This window comes from Klebsiella sp. SWET4 (assembly GCF_024296565.1).
GTDB classification, from domain to species: Bacteria; Pseudomonadota; Gammaproteobacteria; order Enterobacterales; family Enterobacteriaceae; genus Klebsiella; species Klebsiella variicola.
Genome location: NZ_JANCOB010000001.1, coordinates 1,167,923 through 1,182,994 on the forward strand (window position 1 = coordinate 1,167,923; position 15,072 = coordinate 1,182,994).

17 protein-coding genes are annotated in these 15,072 nt (G+C 60.4%); 11 read left to right on the forward strand and 6 right to left on the reverse strand.

Features of this window, described 5'->3' with window-relative positions; translation table 11 throughout:
• Positions 1-140 precede the first annotated feature (140 nt).
• On the reverse strand, positions 141-389 hold the full coding sequence (locus tag NKJ21_RS06060; RefSeq protein WP_004175772.1) for a tautomerase family protein: 249 nt from the start codon (positions 387-389) through the stop codon (positions 141-143).
• Positions 390-449: 60 nt separating this feature from the next.
• Here NKJ21_RS06060 and NKJ21_RS06065 point away from each other — a divergent pair, with 60 nt between their 5' ends.
• Positions 450-911, forward strand: coding sequence for a helix-turn-helix domain-containing protein (locus tag NKJ21_RS06065; RefSeq protein WP_225382678.1), 462 nt, complete (start codon positions 450-452; stop codon positions 909-911).
• Between the two features lie 177 nt (positions 912-1,088).
• Positions 1,089-2,306, forward strand: a complete 1,218-nt coding sequence (locus NKJ21_RS06070; RefSeq protein ID WP_008804557.1) for an MFS transporter — start codon at positions 1,089-1,091, stop codon at positions 2,304-2,306.
• 82 nt (positions 2,307-2,388) lie between these two features.
• Here NKJ21_RS06070 and NKJ21_RS06075 read toward each other — a convergent pair whose 3' ends face one another.
• Positions 2,389-3,297, reverse strand: a complete 909-nt coding sequence (locus NKJ21_RS06075) for a DUF535 family protein (protein ID WP_016161239.1) — start codon at positions 3,295-3,297, stop codon at positions 2,389-2,391.
• A 290-nt stretch (positions 3,298-3,587) separates the two neighbouring features.
• On the opposite strand from NKJ21_RS06075, the gene NKJ21_RS06080 reads away from it, so the two are divergent.
• Positions 3,588-3,728 (forward strand): hypothetical protein, encoded by a 141-nt coding sequence (locus NKJ21_RS06080; RefSeq protein ID WP_002908189.1) that lies wholly within the window; start codon positions 3,588-3,590, stop codon positions 3,726-3,728.
• Between the two features lie 48 nt (positions 3,729-3,776).
• On the opposite strand, the gene NKJ21_RS06085 is transcribed toward NKJ21_RS06080, so the two are convergent.
• Positions 3,777-4,667, reverse strand: coding sequence for a LysR family transcriptional regulator (locus tag NKJ21_RS06085; protein WP_012967981.1), 891 nt, complete (start codon positions 4,665-4,667; stop codon positions 3,777-3,779).
• Positions 4,668-4,807: 140 nt separating this feature from the next.
• On the opposite strand from NKJ21_RS06085, the gene NKJ21_RS06090 reads away from it, so the two are divergent.
• The 6 genes from NKJ21_RS06090 to NKJ21_RS06115 are packed head-to-tail and all read left to right on the forward strand — an operon-like array spanning position 4,808 to position 10,532.
• The gene (locus NKJ21_RS06090; RefSeq protein WP_023297776.1) at positions 4,808-5,515 is read left to right on the forward strand and encodes a CoA transferase subunit A; all 708 of its coding nucleotides are present in this window, start codon (positions 4,808-4,810) and stop codon (positions 5,513-5,515) included.
• Position 5,516: 1 nt separating this feature from the next.
• Positions 5,517-6,173, forward strand: coding sequence for a CoA transferase subunit B (locus NKJ21_RS06095; protein WP_008804553.1), 657 nt, complete (start codon positions 5,517-5,519; stop codon positions 6,171-6,173).
• Positions 6,174-6,182: 9 nt separating this feature from the next.
• Positions 6,183-7,364 carry an acetyl-CoA C-acetyltransferase gene (locus tag NKJ21_RS06100; protein WP_023322772.1) on the forward strand — a complete coding sequence of 394 codons (1,182 nt, stop codon included), beginning with the start codon at positions 6,183-6,185 and terminating at the stop codon, positions 7,362-7,364.
• 11 nt (positions 7,365-7,375) lie between these two features.
• Positions 7,376-8,299 carry a 3-hydroxyacyl-CoA dehydrogenase family protein gene (locus NKJ21_RS06105; protein WP_023322773.1) on the forward strand — a complete coding sequence of 308 codons (924 nt, stop codon included), beginning with the start codon at positions 7,376-7,378 and terminating at the stop codon, positions 8,297-8,299.
• Between the two features lie 44 nt (positions 8,300-8,343).
• Positions 8,344-9,738, forward strand: a complete 1,395-nt coding sequence (locus tag NKJ21_RS06110) for a GntP family permease (RefSeq protein ID WP_008804551.1) — start codon at positions 8,344-8,346, stop codon at positions 9,736-9,738.
• Between the two features lie 23 nt (positions 9,739-9,761).
• On the forward strand, positions 9,762-10,532 hold the full coding sequence (locus NKJ21_RS06115) for a 3-hydroxybutyrate dehydrogenase (protein WP_012967976.1): 771 nt from the start codon (positions 9,762-9,764) through the stop codon (positions 10,530-10,532).
• A 53-nt stretch (positions 10,533-10,585) separates the two neighbouring features.
• On the opposite strand, the gene NKJ21_RS06120 is transcribed toward NKJ21_RS06115, so the two are convergent.
• The 3 genes from NKJ21_RS06120 to NKJ21_RS06130 all read right to left on the reverse strand — a co-directional run bounded on the left by NKJ21_RS06120 (position 10,586) and on the right by NKJ21_RS06130 (position 12,494).
• On the reverse strand, positions 10,586-10,927 hold the full coding sequence (locus NKJ21_RS06120) for a hypothetical protein (RefSeq protein WP_023322774.1): 342 nt from the start codon (positions 10,925-10,927) through the stop codon (positions 10,586-10,588).
• A gap of 210 nt (positions 10,928-11,137) precedes the next feature.
• Positions 11,138-11,530, reverse strand: a complete 393-nt coding sequence (locus NKJ21_RS06125; RefSeq protein WP_023322775.1) for a cell envelope integrity TolA C-terminal domain-containing protein — start codon at positions 11,528-11,530, stop codon at positions 11,138-11,140.
• Positions 11,531-11,621: 91 nt separating this feature from the next.
• A complete protein-coding gene (locus NKJ21_RS06130; protein WP_008804549.1) occupies positions 11,622-12,494 on the reverse strand; it encodes a LysR family transcriptional regulator in 873 nt (290 codons plus the stop codon).
• 106 nt (positions 12,495-12,600) lie between these two features.
• On the opposite strand from NKJ21_RS06130, the gene budA reads away from it, so the two are divergent.
• Both budA and alsS read left to right on the forward strand, forming a co-directional pair.
• Complete coding sequence (gene budA / locus NKJ21_RS06135; RefSeq protein WP_008804548.1) at positions 12,601-13,380, forward strand: acetolactate decarboxylase; 780 nt, start codon at positions 12,601-12,603, stop codon at positions 13,378-13,380.
• Between the two features lie 9 nt (positions 13,381-13,389).
• Positions 13,390-15,069, forward strand: coding sequence for an acetolactate synthase AlsS (alsS, locus tag NKJ21_RS06140; protein ID WP_239270501.1), 1,680 nt, complete (start codon positions 13,390-13,392; stop codon positions 15,067-15,069).
• The last annotated feature ends 3 nt before the right edge of the window (positions 15,070-15,072 follow it).

Genomic DNA, 15,072 nt, shown 5'->3' on the forward strand with positions numbered 1-15,072 from the left:
CATCGCGCCCTGTTTGTTGGGTTCCCTGACCGTTACCTTAGCCGCAAAATACGCTTTTGCACCATAGCGAATCGCAATATTACCCGGCGATCTGGCCCCTCTTCTGCGTCAGATCGCCGGGCCGGGCTTCGCCGCCCGTTTTATTCCGGGGATCCGTCGCGCCGCGCGGCGGCAAATTTCGCCGCGATCATTGCGGCCGTCGGCTGGACGCCGCCCAGACTCCACTGCTCCGGGTCATGTTCGTCAATGCGGATCCAGACGGACTGACGGAACTGCGGATCGCCCTGCCCCTCAATCTCCACCAGCAGATCGGTCATCCGTCGCAGCAGCTCACTTTTCTGTTCCGCGGTCATGATCCCTTTAATGGTTTGCACGTTAACAAATGGCACGCTATTCTCCTTAGCATCTAGGTCTAAAATTCAAACTCAGAGTAGAAGGTCAATCTCGCGATGTCAAAAAATAAATCACTGCCCTACCTCGACCCGGCGCTGTGCGGCCTGGCGGAAGGGGCGAAAATCCTCGGCGACCGCTGGGTGCTGTTGATCCTCCGCGAGGCGTTTTACGGCGTGACGCGCTTTGAAACGATGCTGTCGCACACCCATATTACCCGCCAGACGCTCACCACCCGGTTAAAAACCATGACCGAAACGGGATTGCTCAGCAAAGTGCCCTACCGGGAAGCCGGCTCCCGCGAACGGTATGAATATGTTCTGACTGATAAAAGCCGTAGCCTGGCGCTGGTGCTGTTCGCCCTGATGGAATGGGGCCATCAGCACGTGCTGCACAGTGCGCCGCATATAGCATTGGTGGACAGCGCCAGCGGCGAGGCTGTCCATCCGGGGTTTATTACTGCCCGCGGCACCGTGGCGAGCCCCGCCGCGCTGCAGATCGTCAAGGCAGACGAACGCTAATAGCGCCGCTACAGAACTTTCGTACGCCTCTGGCGAAAGCCGCCGCAAGCGGGTATGTTGCATAGCCACGGTACCCGACGAGCGCGGGACATTTTTGTTTCATCGAACGGTGCGATAAAGGATGAAGGTATCCGGTGACCATTCCGACGCGCAGATCGCGCATGCTAAAGGTAGAAAATGTCGCTTCGTTCTCTGCGGGCTTTATGTCTGACCAGCTTTTTTATTGCCGACGTGCGCGACGGCCTCGGCCCGTTTCTGGGGATCTTTCTCACCCAGCGTCACTGGCAGGCGGAGGACATTGGCCTGCTGATGTCCGTCGGCGGTATCGCCGGCCTGCTGGCGACCCTGCCCGCCGGCTTCATCACCGACAGCTCGCGGCATAAGCGCTTGCTGCTGGCCGGGGTCTGCCTGGTGATCACCCTCACCACCCTGCTGCTCTGGTTTAGTCAGAAGACCAGCGTGGTCGCCCTCTCGCAAGTCGCCAGCGGCATCTGCGCGGCCTTTGTCGGACCGCTGATCGCCGGGATTACCCTCGGTCTTGCCAGACAGCGCGGCTTTAGCGCCCAGATGGGGAAAAACGAAGCCTTCAACCACGCGGGGAATTTCTTCACCGCGCTAATGGCCGGGGCTATCGCCTGGTACTGGGGCATCGGCGGCATTTTCATTCTGATGGCCTGTACCACGCTGCTTACCCTGGTCGCCCTGCTGGCGATCCGCGGCGGCGATATCGACGATGACGCCGCCCGCGGCATCGAAGCGGCATCCACGCCCTCCCTGCCGGGGTTTGCCATCCTGTTCCGCCATACGCCGCTGCTGATCGCCGGCGTAACCCTGATGCTGTTCCATCTCGCCAATGCCGCGCTGTTGCCGATGCTGAGCATGCGGATCGCCGCCGCGCCGGGACACCTCAATCCCGGACTGTTTGCCGCCGCCACGGTGATTATTTCGCAGGTGGTGATGATCCCGGTGGCCATCCGGGTCGCCGGCAGCATCGACAAATACGGTTACTGGCGATGCATCCTGCTGGCGCTGCTGATCATGCCCATCCGGGCGGCGCTGGCGGCGTCCAGCGACGCCCCGGCGATGATGGTCCCGGTGCAAATTCTTGATGGCCTGGCGGCAGGGATTTTGGGGGTGGCGGTGCCCAGCTTTATCGTCTCGCTGCTGCGCGGCAGCGGGCACGTTAACGCTGGACAGAGCGTGGTGATGCTGATGCAGGGCGCCGGGGCGGCAATGAGTCCGGCGTTAACCGGGTCTATCGCCGGGCACTACTCCTATGCCACCGCCTTCGGCGTGCTGAGCGTTATCGCGATTGTCGCCCTGATGGTATGGTGGCGCAGCGCTCCGCTGCTCACCGTCTCCGCGTCACCGCCAATCGGCGAGAGCGGGCAGTAACCTACGGCACAGCGACCTGGGGAGAGAGGAAATCGCCAGCCGGGTAGCAGCCCCCTGCAGCCCGGCTGGCGTATGAGAGGCGTTAATTCACCCGTGCTTGCAACGTAATGTGCTGCAGGGCGTTCGCCATATCTATCTGAATCAGATCCTTGACACCTTCGCGCTTAATAAACTGGCTCCGGTGCTTACTTTTCACCTCTTCAATACTTTTTTTGATCTCTTGCGCCGGTAATTTATACCAGCCGCGAGCCTGTTTCTCACCACCCATTTCCAGCCACAGCGATGAATAACTGGCTTTCACCAGATCGCTTTTCACGTGGTAATCGGAATCGATCGCGTAGACCGTGGTGATGCTGAAATAACGCAGGAAACCATACAGCACGCTCATGATGATATTTTTCGGCCGCGCGCCATGCAGCTCTTTAGTCAGCACCTTCACTTCGTCATTGGTGATATCTTTTCCGCCCTGGATGCCGCCAATATAGGCGCGGCCATCGTCGGTACAGGAAAAACAGACGCTATAGACGCGCCGGTCACCGAGAAACAGCTGCAGCATCAGCTCGCCCTCCTCCTGAAACGGCGACGCCAACAGTTTAACGTCAAGATTATCGCCATTTTTCAAAGGAATAGAGAACATCGCGCGACCAAAATCTGCCACATTGTACAGCTGCGGCAGGACATCAGGGTGAAACGTTTTCTCAATAAAATTCAGTGAACCGTGGGCAATATCCAGCTTGCGTCGTTTTGACAGCCGTTTATTGAGATACGCTTTAAACGGTTTATCCTCAAAAGGCACCAGCCCTTTGGTCACGGCGGTCAACCGCGCACACTGATATTTTGCACAAAGTTCTTGATATTCTCTGTATTTACCTCCTGCGAGCGAGAGCTCTCTGCATTTTCGTAAAACTTTTTTATAGTTTATTTTGACCTGACCGATCACTTTATTATGTTTACGCCATTCTTTGATGGCGCCTGCAACAGTATGTTCCATTGATTAAGATCCATAGATTCATCCATAATCGCGGCCATATTAACATAAAAGCTTTTCGTCAACGCTTAATTACTCCTTCGTTGTCCTTTCATTTAATATATACACAGGAAATCATTCTGTATGGTGATTAATAAAGCCAACTCCCGCCTGTCAACGGTTATTTATAGTAGGGAAAGCCTGCCGCCCCGCGACTTAACGCTCTGTGCGTTCGGCGCGGAGAGCGGCTACATCCGCTGGCGGTTTTGCCCTATACTTGACGCTGATTAAAAACCAGCAACGATAGGTAACTTATGGAAATTGATCTCGACAACCTGGTCTTCAGCGGCCTGGATGAAGCAGAAGAACGCAACGCGGAGCGTCTGGAAGAAGCGGACAAAAAAGCGCAGGCGATCGTTGCCGATGACGATTGCGGCGACGCCTGCAAAATCTGATTGTCAAACCGGCCAGCAGGCCGGTTTTTTTTTGCCCCTCCCGCCTGCTCAGGCCGGCAAGAAACCTTTCAGCGTATCCAGCAGCGCCTGCGCCGCCTTCGACAGCGGCATATGCCCGGCATGGATCGCGCCGACGCACTTCTCAATCGGCGGATCGCTGAGCGGGATGCAGACGGCCCCCAGGGACGTCATCTGCGTTTTACACAGCGCCGGTACCGCGCTGCCCCCCAGGCCGCTGGCCACCATTCTCCCCACCGTCACCAGCTGGTGACTCTCCAGCGCTACGTCCAACTGGCGACCGCTGCGCGCCAGCGCCTCCTCCAGCATCAGGCGTACCGCCGAGGGACGCTGCAGGGTAATAAAATCGAGGGTCAACAGCTCCTGCCAGGTGAGCTGCTTTTTCTTCGCCAGCGGGGATTGCCGGGGAACGATCGCCACGAAGCGGTCCACCGCCAGCGGGGTAAACAGCAGGTTGTGGGTGGGCGATGGCTCGAAGGCAATACCCATCTCCACTCGCCCCTCGCGCACCATCTCGATCACCTGCTCATTAATCACATCATGCACCGTGACGTTCACGCCGGCATAGCGGTCGCGAAAGGCCTTCAGCGCCTCCGGCAGGACGTTGGCCGCAAACGACGGCATCGCGGCCACCGAAATTTTACCCCGTTGCAGGGTAAAGCTCTGACGCATGGCCTCCTCGACGTTATCCCAGTCGGCCAACAGCTGACGGGCCATCGGCAGAAAGAGTTCCCCCTCCTGGGTAAGGGTCACTTTGCGGGTGCTGCGCTGCAGCAGCGCGCCGCCCAGCGCCTCCTCTAACCCTTTGATGGTCAAACTGAGGGCTGGCTGCGACAAATTGAGCCTTTCGCTGGCGTGGGCGAAATTCAGAGTGTGAGCTACCGCTAAAAACGCGCGTAACTGTTTGACACTCATTCTCATTTTTCTTCCTGTTAACTAATTGAAAAAAATTAGTTAACAGGAAATTAATTAAAATTCCAAATGAGTGGGTCACAAATTCAAAATTATCAAATCAGTCTCCAGCGCCAATGATAAGGCTATCGCAAGGCAGGAGAGACAAGATGGCAGGACTGGATAAACGCGTCGCCAGCTATGAAGCGGCGCTGGAAGGGTTAACGGACGGCATGACGCTGCTCGCCGGCGGTTTCGGCCTGTGCGGCATTCCCGAGAACTTGATCGCCGAGGTGCAGCGTCGCCAGGTGCAGGGGCTGACGGTGGTCTCCAATAACTGCGGCGTCGACGGCTTCGGTCTCGGTATGCTGCTGGAGTCACGCCAGATCAGCAAGGTGGTGGCCTCTTACGTCGGGGAGAACGCGCTGTTTGAACAGCTGGTGCTGAGCGGCGAGCTGGCGGTTGAGCTCACTCCTCAGGGAACGCTGGCCGAAAAAATTCGCGCCGGCGGCGCCGGGATCCCCGGTTTTTACACCGCCACCGGGTATGGCACCCCGGTCGCCGAAGGCAAAGAGGTTCGCCAGTTCGCCGGCAGGCACTACATCCTTGAAGAGGCGATCCGCGGCGATTTCGCGCTGGTCAAAGGCTGGAAAGCCGACTGGTACGGCAATGTGGTATATCGCCATACCGCGCAGAATTTCAACCCGCTGATGGCCACCGCCGGGCGTATTACGGTGGTGGAGGTGGAAGAGATTGTACCGCCGGGCGAACTGCCGCCCTCCGCCATCCACACCCCGGGGATCTATGTCGACCGGCTGATCGTCGGGCAATTCGAAAAACGTATTGAACAGCGCACCCTGCGCGCCGGAGGGAAGTGAGATGCTGACCCGTGAACAAATGGCGATGCGCGTCGCCCAAGAGCTGCGCGACGGCGACTACGTCAACCTCGGGATCGGTATCCCGACGCTGGTGGCCAATTACATTCCCGCCGGTATTGAGGTGATGCTCCAGTCGGAGAACGGCCTGCTGGGGATGGGCGAATTTCCAGACGAAGCCACGATCGACGCCGACATGATTAACGCCGGCAAGCAGACCGTCACCGCGCAAACCGGGGCGGCCATCTTCGACTCCGCTCAGTCGTTCGCCATGATCCGCGGCGGCCACGTTGACCTGACCGTTCTTGGCGCCTTTGAGGTCGACGTCGCGGGCAACATCGCCTCATGGATGATCCCTGGAAAAATGGTCAAGGGGATGGGCGGCGCCATGGACCTGGTAGCCGGCGCGCAGAACATCATCGTGGTGATGACCCACGCCTCAAAAAACGGCGAATCCAAACTGCTGCCGCAGTGCACCCTGCCGCTCACCGGCGTGGGCTGTATTCGCCGGGTGCTCACCGATCTGGCCCTGCTGGACATTGTCGACGGCACGTTTGTCCTGCGCGAAGTGGCCCCGGGAGTGAGCCCCGACGAGGTGATGCGTAAAACGGCGGGACGACTGATCGTGGCCGACGATGTGCGCGAAATGCGCTTCAGCTAAGGAGAGACCATGACCGATATTGCCATTGTTGCTGCAGTACGCACTCCGGTCGGCAGCTTTCGCGGCGCCTTCGCCCCTCTTTCCGCCGTCGACCTCGGCGCGGCGGTGGTGCGCAGCCTGCTTGAACGCGGCCAGCTGCCCGCCGCGGCGGTCGACGAACTGATTTTCGGCCAGGTGCTCACCGCAGGCTGCGGGCAGAACCCGGCGCGCCAGACCGCGCTGCGGGCTGGCTTGCCGATCGACACCCCGGCGGTCACCGTCAATCTGGTGTGCGGCTCCGGGCTGAAAGCGGTTCAGCAGGCGGTGCAGGCGATCCGCTGCGGCGACGCCGAGATCGTCATCGCCGGCGGCCAGGAGAGCATGAGCAATGCCCCCTATCTGATGCACGGCGCCCGCGACGGCCTGCGTTTCGGCCACGCCAGCCTGCAGGACAGCATGATTCTGGACGGCCTGTGGGACGCCTTTAACGACTACCACATGGGCATTACCGCCGAGAATCTGGCTGATGCCTTCGACATCAGCCGTGAGCGCCAGGATGCCTTTGCCGCCGGGTCCCAGCGCAAAGCGGCGGCCGCCATCGCCGCCGGACGCTTTCGCGAGGAGATCGTCCCGGTCAGCGTCCCGCAGGGCAAAAAGCCGCCGCGTGTCGTGACTGACGACGAGCAACCGCGCCCGGAGACCAGCGAGCAGCAGCTGGCCCAGCTGCGCCCGGCGTTTCGTCCCGCTGACGGCAGCGTCACTGCCGGAAACGCCTCGTCGCTGAACGATGGCGCCGCGGCGGTCCTGCTGATGCGCGTCGATAAAGCGCACGAGCTCGGGCTACCGGTGCTGGCGCGCATTGTCAGCTCAGCGGTCGCCGGGGTCGACCCATCGGTGATGGGCATCGGCCCGGTGAGCGCCTGCCGTAAAGCGCTGCAGCGCGCCGGCTGGACGCTGGACGAGGTGGATCTTATCGAAGCTAACGAGGCTTTTGCCGTCCAGGCGCTGGCCGTCGGTCAGCTGCTTGAGTGGGATAGCGAGAAGGTCAACGTCAACGGCGGCGCCATCGCCCTTGGCCATCCCATCGGCGCCTCCGGCTGCCGGATCCTCGTCAGCCTGGTGCATGAGATGCAGCGCCGGGGCGCCAGCAAAGGGTTGGCAACCCTGTGCGTCGGCGGCGGCCAGGGCATCGCCATGACTCTACAACGTTAACAGGAGCCACTATGTTTACACCACGCCTGGCGGTACTCGGCGCGGGACTGATGGGCGTCGGCATCGCCTGCCATTTCGCCCGTCACGGTCACGTCGTCCGCCTGTATGACACCGACCCGCAGCGTCTCGCCGAGGTTCCGGCGGTGGCCAGCGCCATCCTGCGCGAGCTGGAGGCGAGCGGCCAGCAGGATCCCGCCGACCGCGACGCCGTGCTGGCCCGTCTGACCCCCACCCCGGCGCTGAATACCCTGGCCGACACCACGCTGCTGATAGAAGCGATCCCCGAGCGGCTACCACTGAAGCACGCCCTGTATGCCGAACTGGAAACGCTGATCGCCGACGAGGCGATTATCGCCAGCAACACCAGCGGCCTGCCGCCGGACTCGCTGGCGCAGGGCATGCGCCACCCTGAACGGCTGCTGATCGCCCATTTCTGGCATCCGCCGCACCTGATCCCGCTGGTGGAAGTGGTGCCCGGGAGCGCCACACTGCCCCATCTGGCGCGCCAGGTGAGCGACTTTTGCGCCGCCTGCGCGCTGGAAGCGGTGGTGCTCAATCGCGCCGCGCCGGGCTTTGTCGGCAACCGGCTGCAGTTCGCCCTGCTGCGCGAAGCGCTGCATATCGTCCACAGCGGCATTGCCTCTGCCGAGGTAGTGGACCAGGTGATGCGCGCCTCGCTGGGCCGCCGCTATGCGATGGTCGGCCCGCTGGAGGCAGCGGACATGACCGGGCTGGCGACGGTCCAGGATATCTGCCAGCACCTGCTGCCGGAGCTGGCCAGCGGGAGCGAGATGATGTCGCTGGTGGCGGAGAAGGTGGCGCGAGGCGACACCGGCGCCCGCAGTGGACAAGGCTTTTACCGCTGGGATGAGGCGCGGCAACAGCGCATCCAGTCGCGCCGGGAACATCAGCTTCGCTACGCCCTGAAGCCCTAGTATCGCGTTCTGTACCCCTACAATAACAATGAGAGTGAGACGTCGTGATGAGTGTGATAATTGCCCTGGCCGCACTGGCGTTACTGATGCTGGCGGCCTACCGTGGATACAGCGTGATCCTCTTTGCGCCGATCGCCGCCCTCGGCGCGGTGCTGGTCACCGACCCGGGCGCGGTCGGCCCGGCCTTTACCGGCCTGTTTATGGAAAAAATGGTCGGCTTTGTGAAGCTCTATTTCCCGGTGTTTCTGCTGGGCGCCGTGTTCGGCAAGCTGATTGAGCTGTCGGGATTCTCGCGGTCGATTGTCGCCGCCGCCATCCGCATCCTCGGACGCCGCCACGCGATCCCGGTGATCGTGCTGGTGTGCGCCCTGCTGACCTACGGCGGGGTGTCGCTGTTTGTGGTGGCTTTTGCCGTCTACCCCTTCGCCGCCGAACTGTTTCGCCAGAGCGGGATCCCCAAACGGCTGATTCCGGCCACCGTCGCCCTCGGGGCATTCTCGTTTACCATGGACGCCCTGCCCGGCACGCCGCAGATCCAGAATATTATCCCCACCAGTTTCTTCGGCACCAACGCCTGGGCGGCCCCCTGGCTGGGGCTTATCGGCTCGCTGTTCATTATCATTTTTGGCTTGCTGTGGCTGGAGCGTCAGCGCCGCAAAGCGCAGGCTCGCGGCGAAGGCTATGGGACCGACCTGCAAAATGAGCCGGAGACCCCGGATGACATCGATCTGCCGCATCCGCTGATCGCTATCGCCCCGTTGCTGTTAGTGGGGGTGCTGAATCTGCTGTTCACCCACTGGATCCCGCAGTGGTACGGCGCCAGCCATGAGCTCACCCTGCCGGGTCTGGCAAAGCCTGTCGTCACCGAAGTAGGGAAAATCACCGCTATCTGGGCGGTGCAGGCGGCGCTGCTCTCCGGCATTGTGCTGGTGCTGGTCTGCGGCTATCGCAATATCCGCGGCCGGCTGGCGGAGGGGAGCCGAACGGCGGTGGGCGGGGCTATTCTCGCGGCGATGAACACCGCCTCTGAGTACGGATTCGGCGCAGTTATCGCCGCCCTGCCGGGTTTCCTGGTGCTGTCGAAAGCCCTCGCGGCCATTCCCAATCCGCTGTTAAACGAGGCGATCAGCGTCACGGTGCTGGCCGGGATCACCGGCTCGGCCTCCGGGGGGATGAGCATCGCGCTGGCGGCGATGTCCGAGACCTTTGTCGCCGCCGCCCACGCCGCCAATATTCCGCTCGAGGTCCTGCACCGTGTCGCCGCCATGGCCAGCGGCGGCATGGACACCCTACCGCATAACGGGGCGGTGATCACTCTGCTGGCGATCACCGGCCTGAGCCATCGCCAGGCCTACGGCGGTATTTTCGCCATCACGGTGATCAAAAGCCTCGCGGTACTGTTTGTCATTGCCACGTTCTATGTGACCGGCATTGTCTGATACCCGATTGAAGGAGTAATAAAATGAATTTGCACGGTAAAACGGCGCTGGTCACCGGCTCCACCAGCGGCATCGGTTTAGGGATCGCCAAAGTGCTGGCTCAGGCGGGCGCGCAGGTGATCCTCAATGGCTTCGGCGACAGCAGCCACGCCCGGGCTGAAGTCGCCGCGCTGGGTAAGATCCCCGGCTATCACGACGCCGACCTGCGCGACGTCGGGCAGATCGAGGCGATGATGCACTATGCCGAAAGCACCTTCGGCGGCGTCGATATCGTGATCAATAACGCCGGCATCCAGCACGTCGCCCCGGTGGAGCAGTTCCCGGTGGACAAATGGAACGACATCATCGCGATCAATCTCTCCAGCGTCTTCCACACCACCCGCCTGGCGCTGCCGGGCATGCGCCAGCGCAACTGGGGGCGCATCATCAACATAGCCTCAGTGCATGGCCTGGTGGCGTCGAAAGAGAAATCGGCCTACGTCGCCGCCAAGCACGCGGTGGTCGGGCTGACCAAAACCGTGGCCCTGGAAACCGCGCGCAGCGGCATCACCTGCAATGCCATCTGCCCGGGCTGGGTGCTGACCCCGCTGGTGCAGCAGCAGATCGATAAGCGCATCGCCGAGGGGGTCGACCCGGAGCAGGCCAGCGCCCAGCTGCTGGCGGAAAAACAGCCCTCCGGGGAGTTTGTCACCCCGCAGCAACTGGGCGAAATGGCGCTGTTTCTGTGCAGCGATGCCGCTGTCCAGGTGCGCGGCGCCGCGTGGAATATGGATGGCGGCTGGGTGGCGCAGTAGACGAACTCGGGGAGTCAGGTAATGGCTCCCCTGTTACTGCAGCGCCAGGCTGACTAACCGCTAATTGACTTCAAGGTGGCAGCTGCAGTGATCAACACGCCAATCACCACAGGATAAAAAACAGCATAAATGATATAACACTCAATTTTCCGGTCTCTGGTATAGAAATAGATGGTGTTACCAATACTAATGAGAGACCCCAGGAAACCAACGGTGGCTAAAACAGCTATAAACGTTAATAGCCAGTAATATGCCCCACCCACACCACGGTTGCTGAGACAACCCAACATTGCCAGCGCTTGCAACAAACACAGTGCCATTGCGCCGGAGCAATTTTCGCAAATTTTGCCGTAAAGTCTGAATGTTGACCACACCTGTAAATTAATTTTATTCACTGACCACTCCTTGTTTAAGGCAGCAAATGATTTAACCCTGTGAAATTCAATTTCTATTTCCTGAAATGCTTAAAAGCATTAATTTAATCAACGAATACAATAACCTACTATTGAAAACAATAAAAAGCACAATACAGTTATATATTAATATTATCCCTCCTTTCTCTCGAAAAATTATGAGTTAGTTAACCAAAAAAGACTTTTCTCAATCTAGTCTCCCTGCATATTAAAACGTGACCGGGCAAAGGCATCATAGACTTGCTGACTGGTAAATGCCGGGAAGGTCGCCCGCGCTGCCGCTTCGCGTAGCGCGGCGCAGTATGCTTTATTTCCCTCGACGGCGTCGATTTTTTTCAGTTTACCATCGCGGGCAAACTCAAGATGCAGACGGCACTTTTTCCCGTGCCACGCATATCGATCGGCAAGCTGGGCCTCCAGCGCGTTTTTAATCGCCCTTGCCTGCTGCCCATATTCATCCTCGTCGCTAAAACGTCCGGAGCTACAGCTGCCGAGGGCCGAGGTTTTATGGCAATCGGACGGGTGCAGCGGTGCGCAGCCGCTAAGCACCGCAAGCAACATCACCGGCATCACTCTTTTTTTCATAACTCTTCCCTGTTTGTACAAGCACTGAAAGACCGCCTAACTGTAACGTGAAAGCGAAAGCATGCGGCCTGCCAATTATCAGGGGTGACAATTAAAACATCGCCAGAAAGCGTTTCACCGTGCGTGAGCGCTCGAAGCGCCGCCAGGCGATGGCGATATCGGTCTTCAGCGGCGCCCCGCTAAGCGGGTGATAGCTGACGTTCGGCTGCTGAATGCAGGTCATCGACTGCGGAACCAGCGCGAAGCCGAACCCGGCATTGACCATGCTTAGCGACGACGAAATCTGCGACGACTGCCAGGCACGCTCCATGTCGATCCCGGCGCGCAGGCAGCTGTTGTACACCAGCTCATACAGCCCGGGGGCCACCTCCCGCGGGAAGAGGATCGGCGCCACGTCGCACAGCTGCTCCAGGGCCAGGGTCGGCTGCGTCGCCAGCGGGTTATCGCGCGGCAGCGCGATGACCATCGGCTCCTCATCAATAATCCGCAGATTAAAGGCTTTACTGCTCTCGCACGGCAGACGGACGAAGGCGATATCCAGCTCGGCCTCGCTCAGGGCGGTCATCAGATTGGCCATATTGTCTTCCATCTGGTGCAGGGTCACCCCGGGGTGGTCGAGCTGAAAGCGGTGCAGCAACGTGAAGATTTGCGGATGGAAAGCATCAGAACTGGTAATGCCTAGCGACAGGCTGCCGTTCATCCCGCGCGCAATGCCCTTGGCCTTCTCCAGCGCCGCATCGCTCATGGCGAGGATCTGGCGGGCATCCTCATAGAACGACTCTCCCGCTTCCGTCAGCTCCACCCCGCGGGTTAAACGCCGAAACAGCGGGGTCCCCACCTCGCGCTCAAGTCGCTGAATTTGCTGACTTAACGGAGGTTGTGAAATACCCAGTTCCTTGGCGGCCTGGGTGAAGTGCCGCGTCCTGGCGACGGCGACAAAATAACGAAGATAACGAAGTTCCATATCGAAAACGTCTCAAACCAGCATGGTTTCTATATTGGAACTGTGAGCTGAATCGGGTCAACATTTATTTAACCTTTCTTATATTTGTTGAACGAGGAAGTGGTATATGAATCACTCTGCTGAATGCACCTGCGAAGAGAGTCTGTGCGAAACCCTACGGGCGTTTTCCGCGCAGCATCCCGAGAGCGTGCTCTATCAGACATCGCTAATGAGCGCCCTGCTGAGCGGGGTTTACGAAGGCAGCACCACCATCGCGGACCTGCTGAAACACGGCGATTTCGGCCTCGGCACCTTTAATGAGCTGGACGGGGAGCTGATCGCCTTCAGCAGTCAGGTCTATCAGCTGCGCGCCGACGGCAGCGCGCGCAAAGCCCAGCCGGAGCAGAAAACGCCGTTCGCGGTGATGACCTGGTTCCAGCCGCAGTACCGGAAAACTTTCGACCATCCGGTGAGCCGCCAGCAACTGCACGACGTTATTGACCAGCAAATTCCCTCTGACAACCTGTTCTGCGCCCTGCGCATCGACGGCCATTTCCGCCATGCCCATACCCGCACCGTGCCGCGCCAGACGCCGCCGTACCGGGCGATGACCGACGTCCTCGACGATCAGCCGGTGTTCCGCTTTAACCAGCGCGAAGGGGTGCTGGTCGGCTTCCGTACCCCGCAGCATATGCAGGGGATCAATGTCGCCGGGTATCACGAGCACTTTATTACCGATGACCGCAAAGGCGGCGGTCACCTGCTGGATTACCAGCTCGATCACGGGGTGCTGACCTTCGGCGAAATTCACAAGCTGATGATCGACCTGCCCGCCGACAGCGCGTTCCTGCAGGCCAATCTGCATCCCGATAATCTCGATGCCGCCATCCGTTCCGTAGAAAGTTAAGGGGTTCACATGGACAAACAGTATCCGGTACGCCAGTGGGCGCACGGCGCCGATCTCGTCGTCAGCCAGCTGGAAGCGCAAGGCGTACGTCAGATCTTCGGTATCCCCGGCGCCAAAATCGACAAGGTGTTCGACTCACTGCTGGACTCCTCGATTCGCATTATTCCGGTACGTCACGAAGCCAACGCCGCGTTTATGGCCGCCGCGGTCGGACGCATTACCGGCAAAGCGGGCGTGGCGCTGGTCACCTCCGGTCCGGGTTGTTCCAACCTGATCACCGGCATGGCCACCGCGAACAGCGAAGGCGACCCGGTGGTGGCCCTGGGCGGCGCGGTGAAACGCGCCGATAAGGCGAAGCAGGTCCATCAGAGTATGGATACGGTGGCGATGTTCAGCCCGGTCACCAAATACGCCGTCGAGGTGACGGCGCCGGATGCGCTGGCGGAAGTGGTCTCCAACGCCTTCCGTGCCGCCGAGCAGGGCCGCCCGGGCAGCGCGTTCGTCAGCCTGCCGCAGGATGTGGTCGATGGCCCGGTCAGCAGTAAAGTACTGCCGGCCAGCCGGGCTCCGCAGATGGGCGCCGCGCCGGATGACGCCATCGACCAGGTGGCGAAGCTTATCGCTCAGGCGAAGAACCCGATCTTCCTGCTCGGCCTGATGGCCAGCCAGCCGGAAAACAGCGCGGCGCTGCGCCATTTACTGGAGGCCAGCCATATTCCGGTCACCAGCACCTATCAGGCCGCCGGGGCGGTGAATCAGGATAACTTCTCTCGCTTCGCCGGTCGGGTCGGGCTGTTTAACAACCAGGCCGGGGACCGTCTGCTGCAGCTCGCCGACCTGGTGATCTGCATCGGCTACAGCCCGGTGGAATATGAACCGGCGATGTGGAACAGCGGCAACGCGACGCTGGTGCATATCGACGTGCTGCCCGCTTATGAAGAGCGCAACTACACCCCGGATGTCGAGCTGGTGGGCGATATCGCCGGCACCCTCAACAAGCTGGCGCAAAATATCGATCACCGGCTGGTGCTCTCCCCGCAGGCGGCGGAGATCCTCCGCGACCGCCAGCACCAGCGCGAGCTGCTGGACCGCCGCGGCGCGCAGCTGAATCAGTTTGCCCTGCATCCGCTGCGCATCGTTCGCGCCATGCAGGATATCGTCAACAGCGACGTCACGCTGACCGTGGACATGGGCAGCTTCCATATCTGGATCGCCCGCTACCTGTACAGCTTCCGCGCCCGCCAGGTGATGATCTCCAACGGCCAGCAGACCATGGGCGTCGCCCTGCCCTGGGCCATCGGCGCCTGGCTGGTCAATCCTGAGCGCAAAGTGGTCTCCGTCTCCGGCGACGGCGGCTTCCTGCAGTCGAGCATGGAGCTGGAGACCGCCGTCCGCCTGAAAGCCAACGTGCTGCATCTCATCTGGGTCGATAACGGCTACAACATGGTGGCTATTCAGGAAGAGAAAAAATATCAGCGCCTGTCCGGCGTCGAGTTCGGGCCGATGGATTTTAAAGCCTATGCCGAATCCTTCGGCGCCAAAGGGTTCGCCGTGGAAAGCGCCGAGGCGCTGGAGCCGACGCTGCGCGCGGCGATGGACGTCGACGGCCCGGCGGTGGTGGCCATCCCGGTGGATTATCGCGATAACCCGCTGCTGATGGGTCAGCTGCATCTGAGTCAGATTCTGTAAGTC